The sequence below is a fragment of the Vulcaniibacterium gelatinicum genome (assembly GCF_008033445.1).
In the GTDB taxonomy this organism is placed as follows: domain Bacteria; phylum Pseudomonadota; class Gammaproteobacteria; order Xanthomonadales; family Xanthomonadaceae; genus Vulcaniibacterium_B; species Vulcaniibacterium_B gelatinicum.
Map to the genome: position 1 here is coordinate 55,574 of NZ_VNKO01000002.1, position 20,181 is coordinate 75,754.

General features: G+C 73.0%; 20 protein-coding genes. 16 read left to right on the plus strand and 4 right to left on the minus strand.

From position 1 onward, the window contains the following. Position 1 precedes the first annotated feature (1 nt). From FPV26_RS01760 to recO, 7 genes are all read left to right on the plus strand, one after another. A complete protein-coding gene (locus FPV26_RS01760) occupies positions 2 to 1,462 on the plus strand; it encodes a DegQ family serine endoprotease (protein ID WP_147651880.1) in 1,461 nt (486 codons plus the stop codon). A gap of 91 nt (positions 1,463 to 1,553) precedes the next feature. Beyond that, a complete protein-coding gene (gene lepA, locus FPV26_RS01765; protein ID WP_147651882.1) occupies positions 1,554 to 3,347 on the plus strand; it encodes a translation elongation factor 4 in 1,794 nt (597 codons plus the stop codon). A 16-nt stretch (positions 3,348 to 3,363) separates the two neighbouring features. Then, the gene (gene lepB, locus FPV26_RS01770) at positions 3,364 to 4,167 is read left to right on the plus strand and encodes a signal peptidase I (protein WP_147651884.1); all 804 of its coding nucleotides are present in this window, start codon (positions 3,364 to 3,366) and stop codon (positions 4,165 to 4,167) included. 22 nt (positions 4,168 to 4,189) lie between these two features. Beyond that, on the plus strand, positions 4,190 to 4,567 hold the full coding sequence (locus FPV26_RS01775; RefSeq protein ID WP_147651886.1) for a DUF4845 domain-containing protein: 378 nt from the start codon (positions 4,190 to 4,192) through the stop codon (positions 4,565 to 4,567). 13 nt (positions 4,568 to 4,580) lie between these two features. Further along, positions 4,581 to 5,246 carry a ribonuclease III gene (gene rnc, locus FPV26_RS01780; protein WP_147651888.1) on the plus strand — a complete coding sequence of 222 codons (666 nt, stop codon included), beginning with the start codon at positions 4,581 to 4,583 and terminating at the stop codon, positions 5,244 to 5,246. Between the two features lie 82 nt (positions 5,247 to 5,328). Beyond that, entirely contained in the window at positions 5,329 to 6,240 is a 912-nt protein-coding gene (gene era / locus FPV26_RS01785; protein WP_147651890.1) for a GTPase Era, read from the plus strand. A gap of 3 nt (positions 6,241 to 6,243) precedes the next feature. Beyond that, the gene (recO, locus tag FPV26_RS01790) at positions 6,244 to 6,975 is read left to right on the plus strand and encodes a DNA repair protein RecO (protein WP_147651892.1); all 732 of its coding nucleotides are present in this window, start codon (positions 6,244 to 6,246) and stop codon (positions 6,973 to 6,975) included. Here the strand turns inward: recO and FPV26_RS01795 are convergent. Then, positions 6,967 to 7,665: a response regulator gene (locus tag FPV26_RS01795; protein ID WP_147651894.1), complete on the minus strand. Its 699-nt coding sequence runs from the start codon at positions 7,663 to 7,665 to the stop codon at positions 6,967 to 6,969. The two genes, recO and FPV26_RS01795, sit on opposite strands and share 9 nt — an antisense overlap. Before the next feature lie 36 nt (positions 7,666 to 7,701). Here FPV26_RS01795 and FPV26_RS01800 point away from each other — a divergent pair, with 36 nt between their 5' ends. The 9 genes from FPV26_RS01800 (at position 7,702) to FPV26_RS01840 (ending at position 16,784) form a co-directional block, all read left to right on the plus strand. Next, on the plus strand, positions 7,702 to 9,726 hold the full coding sequence (locus FPV26_RS01800; RefSeq protein ID WP_181952533.1) for a translocation/assembly module TamB domain-containing protein: 2,025 nt from the start codon (positions 7,702 to 7,704) through the stop codon (positions 9,724 to 9,726). A gap of 22 nt (positions 9,727 to 9,748) precedes the next feature. Next, positions 9,749 to 10,363, plus strand: a complete 615-nt coding sequence (locus tag FPV26_RS01805; RefSeq protein ID WP_147651898.1) for a YdbL family probable chaperone protein — start codon at positions 9,749 to 9,751, stop codon at positions 10,361 to 10,363. An 85-nt stretch (positions 10,364 to 10,448) separates the two neighbouring features. Then, entirely contained in the window at positions 10,449 to 11,816 is a 1,368-nt protein-coding gene (gene rlmD / locus FPV26_RS01810; protein ID WP_425473032.1) for a 23S rRNA (uracil(1939)-C(5))-methyltransferase RlmD, read from the plus strand. A 70-nt stretch (positions 11,817 to 11,886) separates the two neighbouring features. After that, positions 11,887 to 12,408: a CYTH domain-containing protein gene (locus FPV26_RS01815; RefSeq protein WP_147651902.1), complete on the plus strand. Its 522-nt coding sequence runs from the start codon at positions 11,887 to 11,889 to the stop codon at positions 12,406 to 12,408. A gap of 7 nt (positions 12,409 to 12,415) precedes the next feature. After that, the gene (gene nagZ / locus FPV26_RS01820; RefSeq protein WP_147651904.1) at positions 12,416 to 13,414 is read left to right on the plus strand and encodes a beta-N-acetylhexosaminidase; all 999 of its coding nucleotides are present in this window, start codon (positions 12,416 to 12,418) and stop codon (positions 13,412 to 13,414) included. Then, a complete protein-coding gene (locus FPV26_RS01825; RefSeq protein ID WP_147651906.1) occupies positions 13,411 to 13,959 on the plus strand; it encodes a hypoxanthine-guanine phosphoribosyltransferase in 549 nt (182 codons plus the stop codon). The genes nagZ and FPV26_RS01825 overlap by 4 nt, the downstream gene beginning before the upstream one ends. A gap of 7 nt (positions 13,960 to 13,966) precedes the next feature. Next, on the plus strand, positions 13,967 to 14,728 hold the full coding sequence (locus tag FPV26_RS01830; protein WP_147651908.1) for an S-methyl-5'-thioinosine phosphorylase: 762 nt from the start codon (positions 13,967 to 13,969) through the stop codon (positions 14,726 to 14,728). 98 nt (positions 14,729 to 14,826) lie between these two features. Then, complete coding sequence (locus FPV26_RS01835) at positions 14,827 to 15,033, plus strand: cold-shock protein (RefSeq protein ID WP_147651910.1); 207 nt, start codon at positions 14,827 to 14,829, stop codon at positions 15,031 to 15,033. 110 nt (positions 15,034 to 15,143) lie between these two features. Then, positions 15,144 to 16,784, plus strand: a complete 1,641-nt coding sequence (locus FPV26_RS01840; RefSeq protein ID WP_147651912.1) for an acyl-CoA dehydrogenase family protein — start codon at positions 15,144 to 15,146, stop codon at positions 16,782 to 16,784. A 59-nt stretch (positions 16,785 to 16,843) separates the two neighbouring features. Here the strand turns inward: FPV26_RS01840 and FPV26_RS01845 are convergent, their stop codons facing one another. The 3 genes from FPV26_RS01845 to FPV26_RS01855 are packed head-to-tail and all read right to left on the minus strand — an operon-like array spanning position 16,844 to position 20,051. Next, a complete protein-coding gene (locus FPV26_RS01845; RefSeq protein ID WP_147651914.1) occupies positions 16,844 to 18,607 on the minus strand; it encodes an ABC transporter transmembrane domain-containing protein in 1,764 nt (587 codons plus the stop codon). Between the two features lie 38 nt (positions 18,608 to 18,645). After that, entirely contained in the window at positions 18,646 to 19,500 is an 855-nt protein-coding gene (locus FPV26_RS01850; protein WP_147651916.1) for a hypothetical protein, read from the minus strand. Further along, on the minus strand, positions 19,497 to 20,051 hold the full coding sequence (locus FPV26_RS01855) for an RNA polymerase sigma factor (protein WP_181952538.1): 555 nt from the start codon (positions 20,049 to 20,051) through the stop codon (positions 19,497 to 19,499). Before FPV26_RS01855 ends, FPV26_RS01850 begins: the two co-directional genes overlap by 4 nt. Positions 20,052 to 20,181: the final 130 nt, after the last annotated feature.

A 20,181-nucleotide genomic window follows, 5' to 3' on the forward strand; every position in this document is an offset into this window, starting at 1 on the left:
GATGCATCCCGCCTTCCGTTCGCTCGCCCTGGTCGCGGTCACCGCGGTCGCTGCGTCCGCCGTGGCGCTGTCGGTCGCGACCGCGCAATCGCCCTCGTCCGAGCCCGCGCCGCAGATGGTGGTGGGCCTGCCCGACTTCACCCGCCTGGTGGAGCAGGTGGTGCCGGCCGTGGTCAACGTCGAGGCCGACATCACCGCCCGCCGCCCGCGCGGCGCGATGCCGGACGGTTTCGAGGAGATGCCCGAGTTCTTCCGCCGCTTCTTCGGCCCCGGCCTGCCGCTGCCGGAGGCGCCGCGCGGCACCTCGCAGGGCACCGGATTCATCATCTCCGCCGACGGCTACGTGCTGACCAACCATCACGTCGTGGCCGGCGCGGAGGAGGTGCGGGTGCGGCTGAGTGATCGCCGTGAGCTCACCGCGAAGGTGGTGGGCAGCGACGAGCAGTCCGACGTGGCCCTGCTCAAGCTCGATGCGCGCGACCTGCCGACCCTGCGCATCGGCGATTCCAGGGCGCTCAAGCCGGGACAGTGGGTGGTGGCGATCGGCTCGCCGTTCGGGCTCGACCATTCGGTCACCGCCGGCATCGTCAGCGCCGTCGGCCGCGCCAATCCCTACAGCGGACAGCGCTACGTGCCCTTCATCCAGACCGACGTCGCCATCAACCGCGGCAACTCCGGCGGGCCGCTGCTCAACACCCGCGGCGAGGTGGTGGGCATCAACTCGCAGATCTTCAGCAATTCCGGCGGCTACATGGGGGTGAGCTTCGCGATCCCGATTGACGTGGCCATGAACGCCGTGCACCAGATCAAGACCACCGGCCGGGTCAGCCGCGGCCAGCTGGGCGTGCAGGTGCAGGACGTGCCGCGCGAGATGGTGGAGGCGCTCGGGCTCGGCCGTCCGCGCGGCGCGCTGGTCGCGCAGGTGCTGCCCGGCAGCCCGGCCGAACGCGCGGGGATCGAGCGCGGCGACGTGATCGTCGCCTTCAACGGCACCGAACTCGGCGGCTCGGCCGAACTGCCCCCGCTGGTGGGCGCGATGGCGCCGGGGTCGCGCACGACGGTGACGGTGCTGCGCGACGGCCGCGAGCGCACGCTGTCGGTGGTCCTGAGCGAGCTCGACGAAGGGACGGCGTCCGCCGCGCCCGCCGCCGAACCGGCGGGCCGCCACGCCAACCCGCTCGGCATCGTCGGCGAGGATCTGACCGCCGAGGAGCGGCGCCGGCTCGGCCTGGGGGCGAAGGAAGGCGTGGCGATCGCCCGCATCGAGGGCCTGGCCGCGCGCCGCGCCGGCCTGCAGCCGGGCGACGTGGTGCTGGCGGTCGGGCGCAAGAGCGTGGGTAGCGTGGCCGAGCTGGATGCCGAGCTGCGCGCACTGCGCCCCGGGCAGCCGACCATGCTCCTGATCCGGCGCGGCAACGCCACCCAGTACGTCGCGGTCACGCCGCGCGCGCAGGAGCAGTGACCGCCCCGGCGGCGGCCACGCCCGGCGGGACCGGGCGTGGCCGTGCGATAATGTTGCGTTTAGACGCGTTCGCACGCCTGCCGCCGGATCCATGAAGCACATCCGCAACTTTTCCATCATCGCCCACGTGGACCATGGCAAGTCCACGCTGGCCGACCGCATCATCCAGCTCTGCGGCGGCCTCGAGGAGCGCGAGATGGAGGCCCAGGTGCTCGACTCGAACCCGATCGAGCGCGAGCGCGGCATCACCATCAAGGCGCAATCGGTCTCGCTGCCGTACAAGGCGCGCGACGGCCAGGTCTATCAGCTCAACTTCATTGACACCCCCGGCCACGTGGACTTCAGCTACGAGGTCAGCCGCTCGCTGGCCGCCTGCGAGGGCGCGCTGCTGGTGGTGGACGCCGCCCAGGGCGTGGAGGCGCAGTCGGTCGCCAACTGCTACACCGCGGTGGAGCAGGGCCTGGAAGTGGTGCCGGTGCTGAACAAGATCGACCTGCCCACCGCCGACGTGGAGCGGGTGAAGAAGGAGATCGAGGCCGTGATCGGCCTGGACGCCTCCGACGCGGTGGCGATCAGCGCCAAGACCGGCCTGAACGTGCCCGAGGTGCTCGAGGCGATCGTGCACCGCATCCCGCCCCCGCAGCCGCGCGACACCGACAAGCTGCAGGCGCTGATCATCGACTCCTGGTTCGACAACTACCTCGGCGTGGTGTCGCTGGTGCGGGTGATGCAGGGCGAGATCGCGCCCGGCAGCAAGATCCTGGTGATGTCCACCGGCCGCACCCACCAGGTGGACCAGGTCGGCGTGTTCACGCCCAAGCGCAAGGTGCTGCCGAAGCTGGGTGCGGGCGAGGTCGGCTGGATCACCGCCTCGATCAAGGACGTGCACGGCGCCCCGGTCGGCGACACCCTGACCCTGGCCAGCGACCCCGCGCCGAAGCCGCTGCCCGGCTTCCAGGAGATGCAGCCGCGGGTGTTCGCCGGCCTGTTCCCGGTGGACGCCGAGGACTACCCCGCCCTGCGCGAGGCGCTGGAGAAGCTGCGCCTGAACGACGCCGCGCTGCGCTTCGAGCCGGAGAGCTCGGAGGCGATGGGCTTCGGCTTCCGCTGCGGCTTTCTTGGCATGCTGCACATGGAGATCGTGCAGGAGCGGCTGGAGCGCGAGTACGACCTCGACCTGGTCACCACCGCGCCGACCGTGGTGTACGAGGTGCTCAGGACCGACGGCGCCGTGCTCAAGCTCGACAATCCGGCCAAGCTGCCGCCGGTGAACCAGATCGAGGAGATCCGCGAGCCGATCATCCGCGCCAACATCCTCACTCCGCCCGACTACGTCGGCAACGTGATCAAGCTGTGCGAGGAGAAGCGCGGCGTGCAGATCGGCATCACCTACATGGGCAGCCAGGTGCAGATCGCCTACGAGCTGCCGATGGCCGAGGTGGTGCTGGACTTCTTCGACAAGCTCAAGTCGGTCAGCCGCGGCTACGCCTCGCTGGACTACCACTTCCTGCGCTTCCAGGCCGGCCCGTTCGTGCGCGTGGACATGCTCATCAACGGCGAGAAGGTGGACGCGCTGTCCATCATCACCCACCGCAGCCACGCCGACCGGCGCGGGCGCGACCTGTGCGAGAAGATGCGCGAGCTGATCCCGCGGCAGATGTTCGACGTGGCGATCCAGGCCGCGATCGGCTCGCAGATCATCGCCCGCAGCACGGTCAAGGCGCTGCGCAAGAACGTGCTCGCCAAGTGCTACGGCGGCGACGTGACACGCAAGAAGAAGCTGCTGGAGAAGCAGAAGGAAGGCAAGAAGCGGATGAAGCAGGTCGGCCGGGTCGAGATCCCGCAGGAGGCGTTCCTGGCCGTGCTCCAGGTGGACAACAAGTGACAACCAAGGAACGCGCATGCGCTGGTTCGAAATCGCACTCGTCGCCCTGACCGCCGTCACCGGGCTGGTCTGGCTGCTGGACCGGTTGTTCTTCGCCCGCCGGCGCGCCGAGCGGGCCGGGCTGCTGGAGGAGAAGGAGCCGGTGCTCGTGGACTACTCGCGGGCATTCTTCCCGGTGCTCGCGGCGGTGCTGGTGCTGCGCAGCTTCGTGGCCGAGCCGTTCCGCATCCCGTCCAGCTCGATGATGCCCTCGCTGCTGATCGGCGACTTCATCCTGGTCAACAAGTTCGCTTACGGCCTGCGGCTGCCGATCACCAACACCAAGATCCTGGAGATCGGCGAGCCGCAGCGCGGCGACGTGGTGGTGTTCCGGCCGCCGCACCAGCCGGACCAGGACTGGATCAAGCGCGTGGTCGGGCTGCCGGGGGACACCGTGGCCTACCGTGACAACGTGGTCTACCTCAACGGCAAGCCGCTCTCGTACCGCCCCCTGGGCCGCTACGTGGGCAAGGGGCGCGGGGCGGACATGACCGGGGCCATGCTGCTCGAGGAAGGCCTGCCCGGACGGCCCCACCCCGTCCTGGAACGCGACGACGTCCCGTTCTTCATCCAGGGAGAGGGCGAATGGACCGTGCCGCCGGGCCACTATTTCGTCATGGGCGACAATCGTGATAATAGCGAGGACAGCCGGTTCTGGCAGGCGCACTTCCTGCCCGAGTCCAACCTGCGCGGCAAGGCGTTCCTGATCTGGATGAACTTCGACCGCAGCACCGGGGGCATCGGGATCGATTTCTCGCGTATCGGCAGCGGCATTCCTTGACACCCACCCTGGGGAGGGGCAGATGAAGCGTACACAGCGTGGCATGACCCTGATCGGGTTCATCGTCGTCCTCGCCGTCGTCGGCCTGTTCGTGTACGTGGGCATGAAGCTGGTGCCGATGTACTCGGAGTTCTATTCGGTCAGGCAGGCTATGAAGCAGGTAGCCGCCGAGCCCGGCGTGGCCAACAAGTCGCCGAAGGAAATCGCCGACACCTTCTTCCGCCGGCTGTATGTCAGCTATGCCGAGAACGTGAAGGAGGAGAACGTCAAGATCGAGCGCAGTGATCGCGGCTGGGTGATGACGGTCGAGTACGAGGTGCGGCGTCCGCTGATCGCCAACCTCGACGTGATCGGCAAGTTCAAGGCCACCGAGAACCTGGTCCGCGGCGGACCGGAATGATCCCGGCGCGCGAGTGATCGGCCACGTTTTCCGCGACCCGGGCCTGCTCGCCCAGGCCCTGACCCACCGCAGCGCGGGCGCGCCGCACAACGAACGGCTCGAGTTCCTCGGCGACGCGCTGGTCAACCTGATCGTCGCCGAGGCGCTGTACGCGCACTGGCCGAAGGCCGACGAGGGCGCGCTGACCCGGGCGCGGGCGGAACTGGTGCGCGAATCGTCCCTGGCCGCGATCGCGCGCGCGCTCGACCTCGGCGCGCGGCTGACGATGGGCCCGGGGGAGATGAAGACCGGCGGCCACCGCCGCGATTCGGTGCTGGCCGACGCGCTCGAGGCGCTGGTCGGCGCGATCTACCTCGATGGTGGCTTCGAGGCCTGCCGGCGCGCGGTGCTGCCGTGGTTCGAGCCGGCGATCGCCGCGCTGCCGCCGCCGAGCCGGGTCGGCAAGGACGCGAAGACGCGGCTGCAGGAATGGCTGCAGGCGCGGCAGCGCCCGCTGCCGGTGTACCACCTGCTCGCCGAGCAGGGCGACGAGCACGCAAGGACCTTCCGCGTGGCCTGCGAGACCGTCCAGCCGCCGCTGCGGCGCGAAGGCGAAGGCGCTTCCCGACGCGCGGCCGAACAGGTGGCGGCGGAAGCGGTGCTGCGGGTGCTGGAGGGCGGCGCCGGAGGCGAGAGCTGAGCGGCGCGCTATGTGCCGCGGGACCGGGGCGTCCAGTCGCCCGAAATTGCCGCGCCCTCGCCGCGGGCGCGACAATGCGCGCATGACCGCGCCTTCCCCGCAGGATCCTCCCCACCGCGCCGGCCACGTCGCCGTGATCGGCCGGCCCAACGTCGGCAAGTCCACCCTGGTCAACGCCCTGGTCGGCGCCAAGGTGAGCATCACCTCGAAGCGGCCGCAGACCACCCGCCATCGGCTGCTCGGCATCGCCACCTTCCCGCACGGCCAGTTGCTGCTGGTGGACACGCCCGGCATCCACCGCGAGCAGAAGCGGGCGATGAACCGGTGGATGAACCGCGCCGCGCGCGGCGCGCTCGAGGGCGTGGACGCGGCGATGCTGGTGGTGCAGGCCGGGCGCTGGGACGACGAGGACACGCTCGCCTACGACACCCTGCGTTCGGCCGGCGTGCCGGTGGTGCTGGTGGTCAACCAGGTGGACCGGATCAAGGACAAGCCGAGCCTGCTGCCGTTCCTGGCGCGGGCTGCGGAGGGGCGCGAGTTCGCCGCGGTGCACCCGGTCTCGGCGCTCAAGCGGCAGGGGCTGGAGGGGCTGGTGGATTCGCTGCTGGCCCTGCTGCCCGAGCAGCCGCCGCTGTATGCCGAGGACGAGATCACCGACAAGAGCCAGCGCTTCCTCGCCGGCGAACTGGTGCGCGAGCAGCTGATGCGGCTGCTCGGGGCCGAGCTGCCGTACGCGACCACGGTCGAGGTCGAGCGTTTCGAGGTCGAGGGCAACCTGCTGCGCATCGGTGCGGTGATCTGGGTCGAGCGCGAGGGACAGAAGGCGATCGTGATCGGCAAGGGCGGCGAGCGCCTGCGCGAGATCGGCAGCCGCGCGCGCGCGCAGATGGAGCGCCTGTTCGGCGCGAAGGTGTTCCTGGAGACCTGGGTGCGCGTGCGCGAGGGCTGGTCCGACGACGAGGCCGCGCTGCGCGCGCTGGGGTATCACGAGTAGCGGATGCCGCCGCTGTCCGAGTCCGCGTTCGTCCTGCATGCGCGGCCGTGGCGCGAGACCAGCCTGCTGGTCGAGGTGCTGGGCGAGGCGCACGGGCGGATCGGGCTGGTCGCGCGCGGCATGAGCGGGCCGAAGCGGCACGCGCAGCGGGTGGCGCTGCAGCCGCTGCAGTGGGTACGGATCGAGGCGGTGCAGCGCGGCGAGCTGGCGCAGCTGCGTGCGGTCGAGGCGCTGGACCTGGCGCCGGCGCTGCACGGCGAGGCGGCGCTGGCCGGCTTCTATCTCAACGAACTGGTGCTGCGCCTGGCGCCGCGCGGGGAGCCGCAGCCGCAGCTGTATGCCGCCTACCGCGAGGCGCGCGCGCGGCTGGGCGGCGCGGACCTGGCCTGGAGCCTGCGCCGGTTCGAACGCGACCTGCTCGAGGCGCTGGGATTCGGCCTGCCGCTGGACACCGATGGCGATGGCCGCCCGCTGGATCCGGCCGCACGTTACCTGCTCGATCCCGAACATGGCCCGCGCCGGCTGCTCAGCGAACGCGGCGGGCAGGCGCGCGAGGCCGCGGCCACCGGCCGCGCGCTGCTGGCGCTGGCCGCCGACGTGCGCCCCGACGACGACGACCTGGCCGGGCTGCGCCGCGCGCTGCGGCCGGTGCTCGTGCACCACCTCGGCGGGCGTGGCTTGAAGTCGTGGGAGCTGCTGGCCGGACTCGGCCGGCTGGTGCCGCGCTCAGGCTGAAGCCAGGACGCCGGCGACGGCGGCCTCGAAGTCGGCGCGCGCGGCCGGGCACTCCGGCGCGGCATCGAGCCGCTGCACCGCCGCCGCGAGCTGCGCCGCGCCGACGAAACCGCAACTGGCCTTGAGCCGGTGCAGTTCGGCGCGCGCCGCGGCGGTGTCGCGGCGGTCGAGCGCGGCCAGGATCCCGTCGCGCTGCCGGCCCAGTTCCGCCCGCAACAGGGCCCGCAGCGTGGCCACATGGGCCAGGCGCCCGTGCAACGCGCGCGCGGCGGCCGGATCGTCCCAGACCGGCAGACCGCCGACCGGATCGGCCGGCAAGGGCAGGTCCAGCGCCACCCGCACCGCGTCCTGCAGCGCGCGCACCGGCAGGGGTTTGGGTAGCACGGCGGCGAAGCCTGCGCGGCGCAAGGCGGCATGGGCCGCAGGGTCGGGATCGGCGGTGTGGGCGAGGGCGGGCACGCCGGGCGCGTCGTGGTGCAACTCGGCGAGCAGCGTGGCGCCGTCGCCGTCGGGCAGGTTCGCATCCACCAGCCACAGGTCGAAGCGCGCGCTCCGCACGCAGGCGCGGGCGGCTGCGCCATCGCGGGCGAGGGTGACCTCGGCGGGGATCGCCTCGAGCGCGGAGGCGAGGAAGGTGCCGGTGGGCGGATCGTCCTCGACCAGCAGGATCCGGGGGATCGGGGGATTCATCGAGACTTGCGCGCTCCCTCGCTATGCTCTTCCTGAATGCGCGCAATCTTACCGCCGCTGGCCTTGCTCCTGCTCGTAGCGGCGGGGACGGCCGACGCGCGGACGCTGCGGGCAGCGATCGCCCGGGTGAGCACGCCGGTGGCCGTGCTGCAGGACGTGCGGATCCGGCTCGAGTGGCCGGCCGATGCGGCGACGGGGCGGCTGGAAATCCGGGCGGCGCGGGCGGAGGCCCCCGACCTCGGTTACCGCTGGCGCGACCTGGCTTGGGCCTGCACGCTGGAACGCGACGGGAAGGACGGCTGGCGTTGCCGGGGACCGGTGCGTGCGGCCGGGAAGGGGCCCTTGCCGCTTTCGCTGGCGCTCGGCCCGGCGGCCACCGACGCCGTGCTCGGCGGCCCGCGCGGGGCGCGCCTGGTCGTGCACCGGGTCGCGGCCACGCCCGACCTCACCACGGTCGTGCTCACCCGCATCCCCGCTGCCTGGGCCGAGGCGCTGGTGGCCGCGGCCTGGCCGGAGGCGCGGCTGGACGCGGGCACGCTCGACGGCCGCTTCGCCCTGCGCGCGCCCCCCGACCGTCCGCTGCGGCTCGACGGCCGGCTGCGGGTGCAAGGGCTGGGGTTCGACACGCCCGACGGGCGAATCGCGGGGCAGGGACTGGGCGGGGCATTCGACATCGGCTGGCGCCGGCACGGCCTGCGCGACCTGGTGCAGGTGGACGGCGCGCTCGAGGGAGGCGAATTCCTCGCCGGCAGCGCCTACGTGGCCTTGCCCGCGGCGCCCGTGCGCGTGTCACTCTCGGCCGAAGGCGATGCTGCCGGGCCCTGGCGGCTGCCGCGGCTGCTGTGGGACGACCCCGGCGTGCTGCGGGTCGAGGGCGGCGCCGTGCTCGATCCGGAGCGGCCGGGGCTCGAACTCGCCTTCCGCAGCGACGACGCCGCCCCGCTCGGCGCGCGCTACCTCTCCGGCTGGCTGGGCCTGGCCGGCCTGGACCAGCTGCGCATGCGCGGCGCGCTCGACGGCGCGTTGCGCGTGGCCGGGGGCGAAGTGCACGCGGCGTCGCTGCAGCTGCATGGCCTCGACCTCGACGACCCGCAGCAGCGCTTCCGTTTCGCCGGCCTCGACGGCGACGTGCGTTTCTCGGCCGGCGCACCGGTGACGAGCGTGCTGCGCTGGCGCGAAGGCGCGCTGTACGGCCTGGGGTTCGGCGCGGCCACGCTGCCGATGGCGAGCGCCGACGGCGAGCTGCGCCTGCGCGAGGCGGTGACCGTGCCCGCGTTCGGCGGCCGCCTGCGCGTGGACGGCATGCGCCTGCGGCCGCCCGCCGGGGAGCGCGGTTTCGAGGCGCGCTTCGGCCTGGCCCTCGACCGCCTCGACATCGGCCAGTTGGCCAGGGCGCTGGACTGGCCGGCGTTCCGCGGCGAGCTCAGCGGCCACATTCCCGATGCGCGCTATGCCGACAACCGCCTCGATTTCGACGGCGGCCTGGGCGTGGCGCTGTTCGGCGGCCAGGTCACGGTATCCGCGCTGGCGATGGAGCGCCCGTTCGGCGTGGCGCCGACATTGACCGCGGACATCGATTTCGAGGACGTGGACCTGCTCGCGCTCACCGAGGTGTTCGACTTCGGCAGCATCACCGGCCGCCTCGACGGCCGCATCCACGACCTGCGCCTGGTGGACTGGAAGGCGACCGCGTTCGACGCCCGCCTGCGCACCGATCCGCATCCGGGCGTGCGCCAGCGCATCAGCCAGCGTGCGGTGCAGAACATCTCCAGCGTCGGCGACGGCAGCCTGCTCACCGGGCTGCAGTCGCGGTTGATCGGCCTGTTCGACGATTTCGGTTACCGTGCGATCGGCATCTCGTGCCGGCTGGCGAACGAGGTCTGCGTGATGGACGGCCTGCCCGATGCGGAGGGTTCAGACTCCGGCGGCTTTACTATCGTCGCCGGTGCCGGCCTGCCGCGCCTGACCGTGATCGGACACAACCGGCGCGTGGACTGGCCGACACTGGTGGAGCGGCTGGCGGCGGTGGCCCGCGGCGAGGTCCGTGCCGAATTCGAATGATCACCCGCACAGGAGAAGCAGGATGAAACGCTGGTTGGGACTGCCGATCGCGACGCTGGCGCTGACCGCCTGCGTCACCATCAACGTGTATTTCCCCGCGGCCGAGGCCCGCGAGGCGGCGCGCGAGTTCGTCGAGAAGGTGATCGGGGAGGACGCCGCGCCGGCGCCGCAGCCCGATCCGAAACAGGACGAAGGCGGCGGTGGCGCCGGCGGCATGGCTGCGCTGCTGCCGCGGCTGGATCCGTGGAGCCTGCTCGGCATCGGCGCCGCGCATGCGCAGACGCCCGACATCACGCTCAAGACCCCGACCATCCAGGCGATCCAGGCGCGCATGGCGGCGCGCTTCGACGCGACCCTGCGCGCGGGCTTCGACAGCGGCGCGCTCGGCTTCGGCAACGACGGCCTGGTCGTGGTCCGCGACGCCAGCCTGCTGCCGCTCAAGGAGCGGGTGGCGATGCAGCAGGCGGTGGCCGACGACAACCGCGACCGCAAGGCGGTGTACGCCGAGATCGCGGTCGCCAACGGGCATCCGGAGTGGGAAGGCCGGATCCGCGAGGTGTTCGCGCGGCAGTGGATCGAGAGCGCGCGCCCGGGCTGGTGGTACCAGGACGCCTCGGGCGCGTGGAAGCAGAAGTGAGCGTGCGGCCGGCCATGCGCCGGCCGCCGCGCGGCAACGACGGCCCGCATCCGCGGGCCGTCGCGTCTTGCGGGCATTTGCGACAATAGCCGGCTCCCCGCCGCCGGTCCGCACCGTGGCCCGTTCCGACCCGACCCCGATCCCCCTCGACATCCTCGACCTGTCCCACGACGGCCGCGGCGTGGCGCGCTGGCCCGCGGGCCATGCCCACGCCGGCAAGACCGTGTTCGTCGCCGGCGCGCTGCCGGGCGAACGCGTGCTGGCGCGGCAGACCGCGCGTTCGCGCAGCTTCGACGAGGCCGCCACGGTCGAGGTGCTGCAGGCCTCGCCCGACCGCGTGCCGCCGCGCTGCCCGCATTTCGGCACCTGCGGCGGCTGCGCGCTGCAGCATCTGGCGGAGGACCGGCAGATCCACGCCAAGCAGCGCGTGCTGCTGGAGAACCTGGAGCGCATCGGCAAGGTCGTCCCGGGCGAGGTGCTGCCGCCGCTCACCGACGCCGCCTGGGGCTACCGCCGCAAGGGCCGCTTCTCGGTGCGGCGGGTGGAGAAGAAGGACCGGACCGTGGTCGGCTTCCGCGAGCAGGATCCGCGTTTCGTCGCCGACCTGTCCGAATGCCACACCGTGATCCCGCGGATCGGCACGAGGATCGCCGCGCTGGCGGCGCTGATCGACGGGCTGAAGGCGCGGCGCGAGATCCCGCAGGTGGAATTCATCGCCGGCGACGACACCGTGGCGCTGGTGTTCCGGCACCTGGCGCCGCTGGACGAAGCCGACCGCGCGGCGCTGGTCGCCTTCGCCCGCGAGCACGACTTCGCCGTGTTCCTGCAGCCGGGCGGGGTGGATTCGGTGCACCCGTTGTGGCCACAGGATCCGCAGCTCGCCTTCACCCTGCCGGAGTGGAACGTGGTGCTGCACTTCCGCCCGCTGGACTTCATCCAGGTCAACCGCGGCCTGAACGAGAAGATGATCGCGCGCGCGCTGGCGCTGCTCGAACCGCAGGCCGACGAGCGCGTGCTCGACCTGTTCTGCGGCCTGGGCAACTTCACCCTGCCGCTGGCGCGGCTGGCGCGCGAGGTGGTGGGCGTGGAGGGCGACGCCGGCCTGGTGCGGCGCGCGCGCGAGAACGCCGCGCACAACGCGCTCGGCAACGTCGAGTTCCATGCCGCGGACCTGGCCCAGGACCTCGGCGGCCATCCGTGGATGCGCGGCGGCTTCGACCGCCTGCTGCTCGATCCGCCGCGCTCCGGCGCCGACGGGGTGCTCCGGCAGCTGTCGCTGAAGGGGCTGAAGCGGATCGTGTACGTGAGTTGCCATCCGGGATCGCTGGCGCGCGACGCCGGGTTCCTGGTCCACGAGCGCGGCTGGACATTGCGCGCGGCGGGGGTGATGGACATGTTCCCGCACACCGCGCACGTGGAGTCCATCGCCTTGTTCGAGCCCGGCCGCGGCTGAGCCCGGCCGCGACCGCCTCGCGACGCGCCCGAGCGCGCGTGGACATCCGGACACGAGGAGCCTTGCCGCCATGCCCATCGAGATCGAACGCAAGTTCCTGGTCGCTGCCGAAGGCTGGCGCGAGGCCGCGCACGAGGTCGAGGAGATGGCGCAGGGCTACCTCAACGACCTGGCCGCGGTGGACAGCGGCGCCATGCGCGCCTCGGTCCGGGTGCGCATCGCCGGCGGCGCGGCCTTCCTCAACATCAAGTCGCGCGAGCTGGGGCATACCCGGCAGGAGTTCGACTACCCGATCCCGGTCGAGGATGCGCGCGCGCTGCTGGCGCTGTGCGTGGGCGGCGTGGTGCGCAAGCGGCGGCACCAGGTGCGCCATGCCGGCCGGCTGTGGGAGGTGGACGAGTTCCTCGACGACAACGCCGGGCTGGTGGTGGCCGAAATCGAGCTGGAACGGGCCGACGCGCCGTTCGCCCGCCCGGCCTGGCTCGGGCGCGAGGTGACCGAGGTCCCGCGCTACTACAATCTGGCCCTGGCCTCGCGCCCGTACTCGCAATGGAGCGGGGCCGAGCGCGCCGCCTCGGACCTGACGGAGTGAATGTCCCATGCTCGTGATCGGCGTCGCCGGCACCGAACTCACCGCGCAGGAGCGCGACTGGCTGCGGCATCCGGCCTGCGGCGGCGTGATCCTGTTCTCCCGCAACTTCGCCTCGAAGATGCAGGTGGCGGAACTGGCGCAGGCGATCCGCGAGGCCGCGGGCCGTCCGCAACTGCTCTGCGTGGACCAGGAAGGCGGGCGCGTGCAGCGCTTCCGCGAGGGCTACAGCGCGCTGCCGCCGCTGGAGGGCTTCGGCCGCCTGTACGCGCGCGACCGCGAGGCCGCGCTGCGCCTGGCCGAGGAGCACGCCTGGCTGATGGCGAGCGAGGTCCGCGCCACCGGCGTGGACCTGAGCTTCGCGCCGGTGGTGGACCTGGGCCGCGGCAACCGCGCGATCGGCGACCGCGCCTTCTCCGACGATCCGCGCATCGTCGCCGACTTCGCCCGCGCCTACGTGCGCGGCATGCACGCCGCCGGCATGGCGGCCACGCTCAAGCACTTCCCCGGCCACGGTTCGGTGCCGGAGGACACCCACCACGAGGACGCGGTGGACGACCGGCCGCTGGAGGCGATCCGCGCCCAGGACCTGGTGCCCTTCGCCGCCGGCATCGAGGCCGGCGCGGACGCGGTGATGATGGCGCACGTGGTCTACCCGCAGGTCGCGCCCGAACCCGCCGGCTATTCGCGGCGCTGGATCGGCGGGATCCTGCGCGGCGAGCTCGGCTTCCGCGGCGTGGTGTTCTCCGACGACATCGGCATGGCCGCGGCGTTTTCCGCCGGCGGGGTCGCCGCGCGCATCCACGCGCACCTGGACGCCGGCTGCGACGTGGTGCTGGTGTGCCATCCGCAGCTGGTCGAGGAATCGCTGGCGGCGATGGCGGGGCGCGCGCTGCAGCCCGATGTCCTCTCCGGCCTGATCGGCCGCAGTGCGATCGATTGGGAGCGGCTGATCGCGGACGCGCGCCACGGCGCGGCGCGCGGCCGGCTCGAGGGAGGACTGGCATGAGCGACCTCGCCCGCGCGCTCGCCCACGCCGAGCTGGTCCACGACCGCACCGCGATCATGCAGGCGATCGCGCGCATGGCCGACACGATCCGCAACGACTACGCCGGCAGCCGGCCGGTGTACCTGACCATCATGCATGGCGGCATGCTGTTCGCCGGCCAGCTCGCGCTGGAACTCGGCGCGCGCGGGCTCGACCTCGAGTTCGACTACCTGCACGCGACCCGCTACCGCGGCGACACCTCCGGCGGCGCGCTGCTGTGGAAGCACCGGCCCGCCACCCCGCTGCGCGGCCGCCGCGTGCTGATCACCGACGACATCCTCGACGAGGGCCACACCCTGGCCGCGGTGCGCGACTGGTGCCGCAGCGAGGGTGCGGCCGAGGTGCGCATCGCCACGCTCGTGGTCAAGCGCCACGAGCGCTGCGTGCCGGGGCTGCATGCGGACTACGTGGGCCTGGAAGTCCCCGACCGCTACGTGTTCGGCTTCGGCATGGACTACCACGAGCAGGGCCGCAACCTGCCGCAGATCTACGCACTGAAGGAATGAGCCGCGCATGAGCGACCTTGCGCTGGCGATCGTCGGCGGCACGGGCGTGTACCGGCTGGCCGCGCTCGAGGATGTGGAGAGCTTCTTCCCCGAAACGCGCTTCGGCCTGCCTTCGGGGCCGGTGCGCATCGGTACCCTGGCCGGGCACCGCGTCGCCTTCCTCGCCCGCCACGGCGAGGGCCACGGCGTGCCGCCGCACCGCATCAACTACCGCGCCAACCTCGCCGCGCTGCAGCTGGCGGGCGCCTCGCGCGTGCTGGCGCTCAACACCGTCGGCGGGATCACCCCGCGCTACGCGCCGGGCGCGCTCGGCTGCCCGGACCAGCTGATTGATTACACCTGGGGGCGGATCTCGACCATCTGCGAGGAACCGGGCAGCGAGGTGCTGCACGTGGACTTCGGCGACCCGTACACGCCGTCGCTGCGGCGCAGCATCCTTGCCGCGGCGCAGCATGCCGGGATCGAGGTGGTGGACGGCGGCTGCTACGGCGCCACCCAGGGGCCGCGGCTGGAAACCAAGGCCGAGATCGCGCGCCTGCGCCGCGACGGGTGCGACCTGGTGGGCATGACCGGCATGCCGGAGGCGGCCCTGGCGCGCGAACTGGGACTGGACTACGCCTGCCTGGCCATCGTCGCCAACTGGGCCGCCGGCGCCGGCCCCGATCCGGACGAGAAGATCACCCTGGAAGCGGTGCTGGCCACGGTCGAGGCCGCCAGCGCCCGCCTGCCGGCCCTGCTCCAGGCGCTGCTGGCCCTGCCGGCGGAGTGATTGTCAGCGCCGGCGGCCCTTTGCATACTCGGCCCGTGCGCCGAGGCGGCCCACGCGCCGGTGCACGCACACCGCATCCAGATGAGGTCACACAGGCTATGCAGTACGGCACAGTGAAGTGGTTCAACGACGCCAAGGGATATGGCTTTATCGCCCCCGAGGACGGCAGCGCGGACGTGTTCGTGCATTACTCGGCGATCAACGCCAAGGGGTTCCGCAGCCTGCAGGAAGGCCAGCGCGTCAGCTACGAGGTGGTGCAGGGCCCCAAGGGCGCCCAGGCCGCAGGCGTGACGCCGGCCGCCTGAACCGTCGCTCGAACCCGTTTCCCGATTTCGGAATCCAGGATTCCCAAGCCCCGCTTCGGCGGGGCTTTTTTCGTCGTACAGTCGGCGCGGGCCTTGCGGGAGCGTACGCCATGTCCAGCTCCGGATTCGACACCCACGCGGTCGAGAACCAGCCGCCCGAGTTCGCCCCGCGCGATCTGTGGGCTGACGACGTGGTGCTGCGCGAGGCGCTGGCGCGCGAGGGCGGCGCGGCGTGGGAGGCGCAGGTGGCCGGGTACGCGCGGCTGGCGGGCGATGCGCTGTACCGCTGGAGCTGGGACGCGCACCGCGACCGGCCGCGCCTGCGCACCCATGACCGCTTCGGCCAGCGCATGGATGCGGTCGAGTTCCATCCGTACTACCACGCGGTCATGCAGGCGGCGATCGAGCACGGCGTGGCCGGCCTGTCCTGGCGCGACGGCCGGCCCGGCGCGCACGTGGCGCGCGCGGCGCTGGCCTACCTGCACTACCAGGCCGAACCGGGCACCAGTTGCCCGCTGACCATGACCCACGCCGCGGTGCCGGTGCTGCGGCGCGAACCGGCGCTGGCGGAATGGGCGGAGAAGGCCGCGGCGCCGCATTACGACGGCGGCGACCTGCCGGCCACGGACAAGCGCGGCGTCACCCTCGGCATGGGCATGACCGAGAAGCAGGGCGGCAGCGACGTGCGCGGCAACACCACCGTGGCCGCGCCGCTGTCGGCTGCGGGCGAGTACGCGCTGACCGGGCACAAGTGGTTCCTGTCCGCGCCGATGTCCGATGCGTTCCTGGTGCTGGCACAGGCGCCGGAGGGGCCGACCTGCTTCCTGCTGCCGCGCTGGCGTCCGGACGGACGACGCAACGCGCTGCGCCTGATGCGCTTGAAGGACAAGCTCGGCGACTGGTCCAACGCCTCCGCCGAGGTCGAGTTCTGCGGCGCCTGGGCGCGGCGCGTGGGCGAGGCGGGGCGCGGCATCGCCACCATCCTGGAGATGGTGATGCTCACCCGCCTGGACTGCGTGCTCGGCTCGGCCGGCCTGATGCGCATGGCCCTGGCGCAGGCGGTCCACCACTGCCGGCACCGGCGCGCCTTCGGCCGCCGCCTGGTCGAGCAGGCGCTGATGCGCAACGTGCTCGCCGACCTCGTGCTCGAGGCCGAGGCGGCGCTGGTGCTGGGCATGCGCCTGGCGCGTGCGGTGGACGCCGCCCCGCGCGACCCGCGCGAGGCCGCCTTCGCCCGCATCGCCACCGCGCTCGGCAAGTACTGGGTGTGCAAGCGCACGCCGGCGTTCGCGCACGAGGCGCAGGAATGCCTGGGCGGCGCGGGCTACGTCGAGGAATCCATGCTCGCGCGCCTGTACCGGCAGGCGCCGCTGAACTCGATCTGGGAAGGCAGCGGCAACATCCAGTGCCTGGACGTGCTGCGCGCGCTGCGGCGCGAACCGGCCAGCGCCGAGGCCCTGCGCGCCGAATGGCAGGCCGCGCGGGGGCTCGATCCGGCCCTCGATGCCGCGATCGCGCGCCTGGACGCCGCGCTCGCGCCGGATCAGGCCGATGACGAAGCCGGCGCGCGCCTGCTCGCCGAACGCCTCGCCCTGGTCCTGCAGGCCGCGCTGCTGCTGCGCGCGCGAAGTCCCGCCGCGGAGGCCTTCTGCCGCAGCCGCCTGGGCGGCGGGCATGGCCTGGGTTTCGGCACCTTGCCGGTGGATGCGCCGTTCGATGCGTTGATCGGGCGCGTGCTGCCCCCACCCTGACCCTGCCCCGCAAGCGGGGGAGGGGATCATCGGGTGATCCCGCGCCGGCGGCGCAGGGGTCAGTCGAGGAACTGCAGCCTGGCCAGGTCGGCGTACAGGCCGCCCTGGGCCAGCAGTTCGGCGTGGGTGCCCTCGGCGACGATGCGGCCGCGGTCCATGACCACGATCCGGTCGGCCTTGAGCACGGTGGCCAGGCGGTGGGCGATCACCAGCGTGGTGCGGCCGCGCATCAGGTTCTCCAGCGCGTGCTGCACCGCGCGTTCGCTCTGCGCGTCGAGCGCGGAGGTGGCCTCGTCCAGCAGCAGCACCGGCGCGTCCTTGAGCAGCGCGCGCGCGATCGCGATCCGCTGCTGCTGGCCGCCGGACAGGCGCGCGCCGCGTTCGCCCAGCTCGCTGGCGTAGCCCTCGGGCAGGGCGGCGATGAATTCGTGCGCCTCGGCCGCCTGCGCGGCGCGGACCAGCTCCGCGTCGCTGGCCTCGAGCCGGCCGTAGCGGATGTTGTCGGCGGCGCTGGCGGCGAAGATCGTGGGTTGCTGCGGCACCAGCGCGATCGCGCCGCGCAGTTCGGCCGGGTCGAGCGCGCGGATGTCCACGCCGTCGAGCGTGATCCGGCCCGACTGCGGGTCGTGGAAGCGCAGCAGCAGCGCGAACACGGTGCTCTTGCCGGCGCCGGAGGGGCCGACCAGGGCCACCGTCTCGCCCGGGCGCACGCGCAGCGAGAAGCCTTCCAGCGCCGGCGCGTCGGGGCGCATGGGGTAGTGGAAACGCACGTCCTCGAACACGATCCCGCCGCGCAGCGGGCGCGGCAGCGGCACCGGCCGTGCAGGCGCGGCCACCTGCGCGCGCTCGGCCAGCAGTTCGCTGATCCGGCCCATGCCGCCGGCGGCGCGCTGCAATTCGTTCCAGACCTCGGCCAGCGCGCCGACCGAGCCGCCGCCGATCAGCGCGTACAGCACGAACTGGCCGAGCGTGCCCGCGCTCATGCGCCCGGCGACCACGTCGTGTGCGCCCGACCACAGCACCAGGGTGATGGCGCCGAACACCAGCACGATCGCGACCGCGGTGACCCAGGCCTGGGCCTGGATCCGGCGCCGCGCCGCGGCCACCGCGACCTTCACCGCCTCGGCGAAGCGCGCCTGTTCGTACGGCTCGCGGGCGTGCGCCTGCACGGTGCGGATCGCGCCCAGGGTTTCGCCGGCGAGCGCGTTGGCGTCGGCGATGCGGTCCTGGCTGGCGCGCGCGATCTTCCGCAGCCGGCGCCCGCCGAGCACGATCGGCGCCACCGCCAGCGGGATCCCGAACAGGGCGAAGGCCGCCAGCCGCGGGCTGGTCACGAACAGCATCGCCAGCGAGCCGAGCAGGGTCACCGCGCTGCGCAGCGCCACCGACATGCTCGAACCGACCACGCTGCGCAGCAGTTCGGCGTCGGCGGTCAGGCGCGAGACCAGCTCGCCGCTGCGGGTGCGGTCGTAGAACCCCGCATCGAGCGCGAGCAGGTGGCCGTACAGGGTCCGGCGCAGGTCGGCCACCACCCGCTCGCCGAGCAGGGACACGAAGTAGAAGCGCGCCGCGGTGGCGAGCGCGAGCACCACCGCGACCGCGAACAGGAACAGGAACGCGCGGTCGATGGCTGCTCCGCCGCCGCCGGCGAAGCCGTGGTCGATCATGGTCCGGAACGCGACCGGCAGGCTCAGGGTGGCGGTGGACGAACAGGCCAGCGCCAGCAGCCAGGCGACCAGCAGGCCGCGATGGGCGCGCACGAACGGCCACAGCGCGCGCAGCGAACCGAGCGGGGCCTTGGCGGACGGGTCGGGCGTGGGCATCGGCGAATTGTCGCAGATGCGCGCGCCGGGCCCGCCGGTCACTGCTGCAGCAACGGCCGCAGGTCGTCGGGGATCGGATGCTGCGGATGCCGCTCGCGGAAGCGGGCCAGGCTTTCGCGGGCGAGATCGAGTTCACCCGCGGCCATCAGCTCGCGGATGCGCTGCAGCCAGGCATCGCGCACCTCGGGGTTGTCGGCGGTGGCGGGCGGGATGTCCTCGACGTCTTCTTCCGGCAGCGGGGCGGCCAGCCGGGATTCGCGGGCCTGCGCCGCGGCACCGGCCTCCTGCCGGACCGGCTGACCCGTGGAGGCGCCGTTCCGGTCCGTGCGCGTGGCCGCCGCGGGCGGGGGCGGAGCCGGCGCAGGGGCTGCGAGCGTCGCCGGCGGTTCGGCGACGAAGGCCGGGGCGGCCTCGGCGTTTTCGGGGGCGACTTCGCTCGCGGCCTTGGCCGCGGCGGCGGGCGCGGCGGCATCGGCTTCGCGTGCGGTGGCGGCCGCCGCATCCACGGCCGGTGCCGGGGCCTGGGCAGGAGGCGGCACGGGCTGCGGCGGTGCGACCGGCTTGGCCTGCATGGCTGCGGCGGGGGGCGCGGCTTCGACCGGGGCCATCTCGGCGACCGTCGCGGCCGCCTCCTTGCGCGCCATCGCCGGCGGTTCCGGCAACGGCCGCAGGCGCCAGGCCACGCCGACCGCGAGCGCGCACGAGGCGGCGATGCCGACCACGTACGGCCAGCGCCGGCGCCGCCGCGCGGGCGGTGCGGCGGCCTCGAGTTCGGCGCGGGCCGCGGCCAGCACGCGCGCGTCCAGCGCCGGCGAGGGCTCGCCGTGCGGACCCAGCCGCGCCAGCCGTTCGGCGAGCGCGCGTTCTTCCGGCGTCAGCGGTTCGGTGCTCATTCGGGCAGCCTCGCGCGCAGCTTGTCCATCGCGTAGCGCAGGCGCGATTTCACCGTCTCGCGCCCGACGCCGGTGATCGCGCCGATCTCCTCCAGGCTCAGGTCCTGTTCCAGCCGCAGCAGCAGCACCTCGCGCTGTTCCGGCGGCAGCGCATCGAGCGCGAGCTGCAGCCGGCGGCGTTGCTCGAACTCCGACAGCGCATGCTCCGGCGTGTCGGGGTCGGTGATGCGCGCGGCCCGCTCGTCGGCGTCTTCCGGCGCCGGCGGGCGGTGCCGCTGCGCGCGCCAGTGGTCGGCGAGCCGGTTGTGCGCGATCCGGTACAGCCAGGTGCTGAAACGTGCTTCGGGACGCCAGTCCCGCCGCGCCGCGATCACCCGCTGCCAGATGTCCTGGAACAGTTCGTCGGCGAGCGACGGGTCGCGCAACTGGCGGAGCAGGAACCGGTACAGGCGCGCACGGTGGCGGGCGTACAGCCGCTCGAAGGCGACGGCGTCGCCGGCCGCCCAGGCCAGCATCAGCGTCTCGTCGCCCGCGTCGGCGGTGTCGTTCATCGCGCGCAGGGTACGGGACGGCGCGAAGCACGGGAAGCCGGCGAGCGCGGGGCAGGGGCGGGACGCGTTCATGCAGGGGAGAACGTCCCGGCCCGACCAGCGGGGTCGGCGGGGGATTGCCCATGACCGC

Bases quoted from the DNA above. Each gene is read 5' to 3' on its own strand.
- era (WP_147651890.1), top strand. From the start codon at position 5,329: ATGACCGCGCCTTCCCCGCAGGATCCTCCCCACCGCGCCGGCCACGTC.
- FPV26_RS01850 (WP_147651916.1), bottom strand. From the start codon at position 19,500: ATGAGCACCGAACCGCTGACGCCGGAAGAACGCGCGCTCGCCGAACGG.
- lepA (WP_147651882.1), top strand. From the start codon at position 1,554: ATGAAGCACATCCGCAACTTTTCCATCATCGCCCACGTGGACCATGGC.
- FPV26_RS01795 (WP_147651894.1), bottom strand. From the start codon at position 7,665: ATGAATCCCCCGATCCCCCGGATCCTGCTGGTCGAGGACGATCCGCCC.
- lepB (WP_147651884.1), top strand. From the start codon at position 3,364: ATGCGCTGGTTCGAAATCGCACTCGTCGCCCTGACCGCCGTCACCGGG.
- FPV26_RS01855 (WP_181952538.1), bottom strand. From the start codon at position 20,051: ATGAACGACACCGCCGACGCGGGCGACGAGACGCTGATGCTGGCCTGG.
- nagZ (WP_147651904.1), top strand. From the start codon at position 12,416: ATGCTCGTGATCGGCGTCGCCGGCACCGAACTCACCGCGCAGGAGCGC.
- FPV26_RS01775 (WP_147651886.1), top strand. From the start codon at position 4,190: ATGAAGCGTACACAGCGTGGCATGACCCTGATCGGGTTCATCGTCGTC.
- FPV26_RS01805 (WP_147651898.1), top strand. From the start codon at position 9,749: ATGAAACGCTGGTTGGGACTGCCGATCGCGACGCTGGCGCTGACCGCC.
- FPV26_RS01800 (WP_181952533.1), top strand. From the start codon at position 7,702: ATGCGCGCAATCTTACCGCCGCTGGCCTTGCTCCTGCTCGTAGCGGCG.
- FPV26_RS01825 (WP_147651906.1), top strand. From the start codon at position 13,411: ATGAGCGACCTCGCCCGCGCGCTCGCCCACGCCGAGCTGGTCCACGAC.
- FPV26_RS01815 (WP_147651902.1), top strand. From the start codon at position 11,887: ATGCCCATCGAGATCGAACGCAAGTTCCTGGTCGCTGCCGAAGGCTGG.
- FPV26_RS01835 (WP_147651910.1), top strand. From the start codon at position 14,827: ATGCAGTACGGCACAGTGAAGTGGTTCAACGACGCCAAGGGATATGGC.
- recO (WP_147651892.1), top strand. From the start codon at position 6,244: ATGCCGCCGCTGTCCGAGTCCGCGTTCGTCCTGCATGCGCGGCCGTGG.
- FPV26_RS01830 (WP_147651908.1), top strand. From the start codon at position 13,967: ATGAGCGACCTTGCGCTGGCGATCGTCGGCGGCACGGGCGTGTACCGG.
- FPV26_RS01845 (WP_147651914.1), bottom strand. From the start codon at position 18,607: ATGCCCACGCCCGACCCGTCCGCCAAGGCCCCGCTCGGTTCGCTGCGC.
- FPV26_RS01840 (WP_147651912.1), top strand. From the start codon at position 15,144: ATGTCCAGCTCCGGATTCGACACCCACGCGGTCGAGAACCAGCCGCCC.
- FPV26_RS01760 (WP_147651880.1), top strand. From the start codon at position 2: ATGCATCCCGCCTTCCGTTCGCTCGCCCTGGTCGCGGTCACCGCGGTC.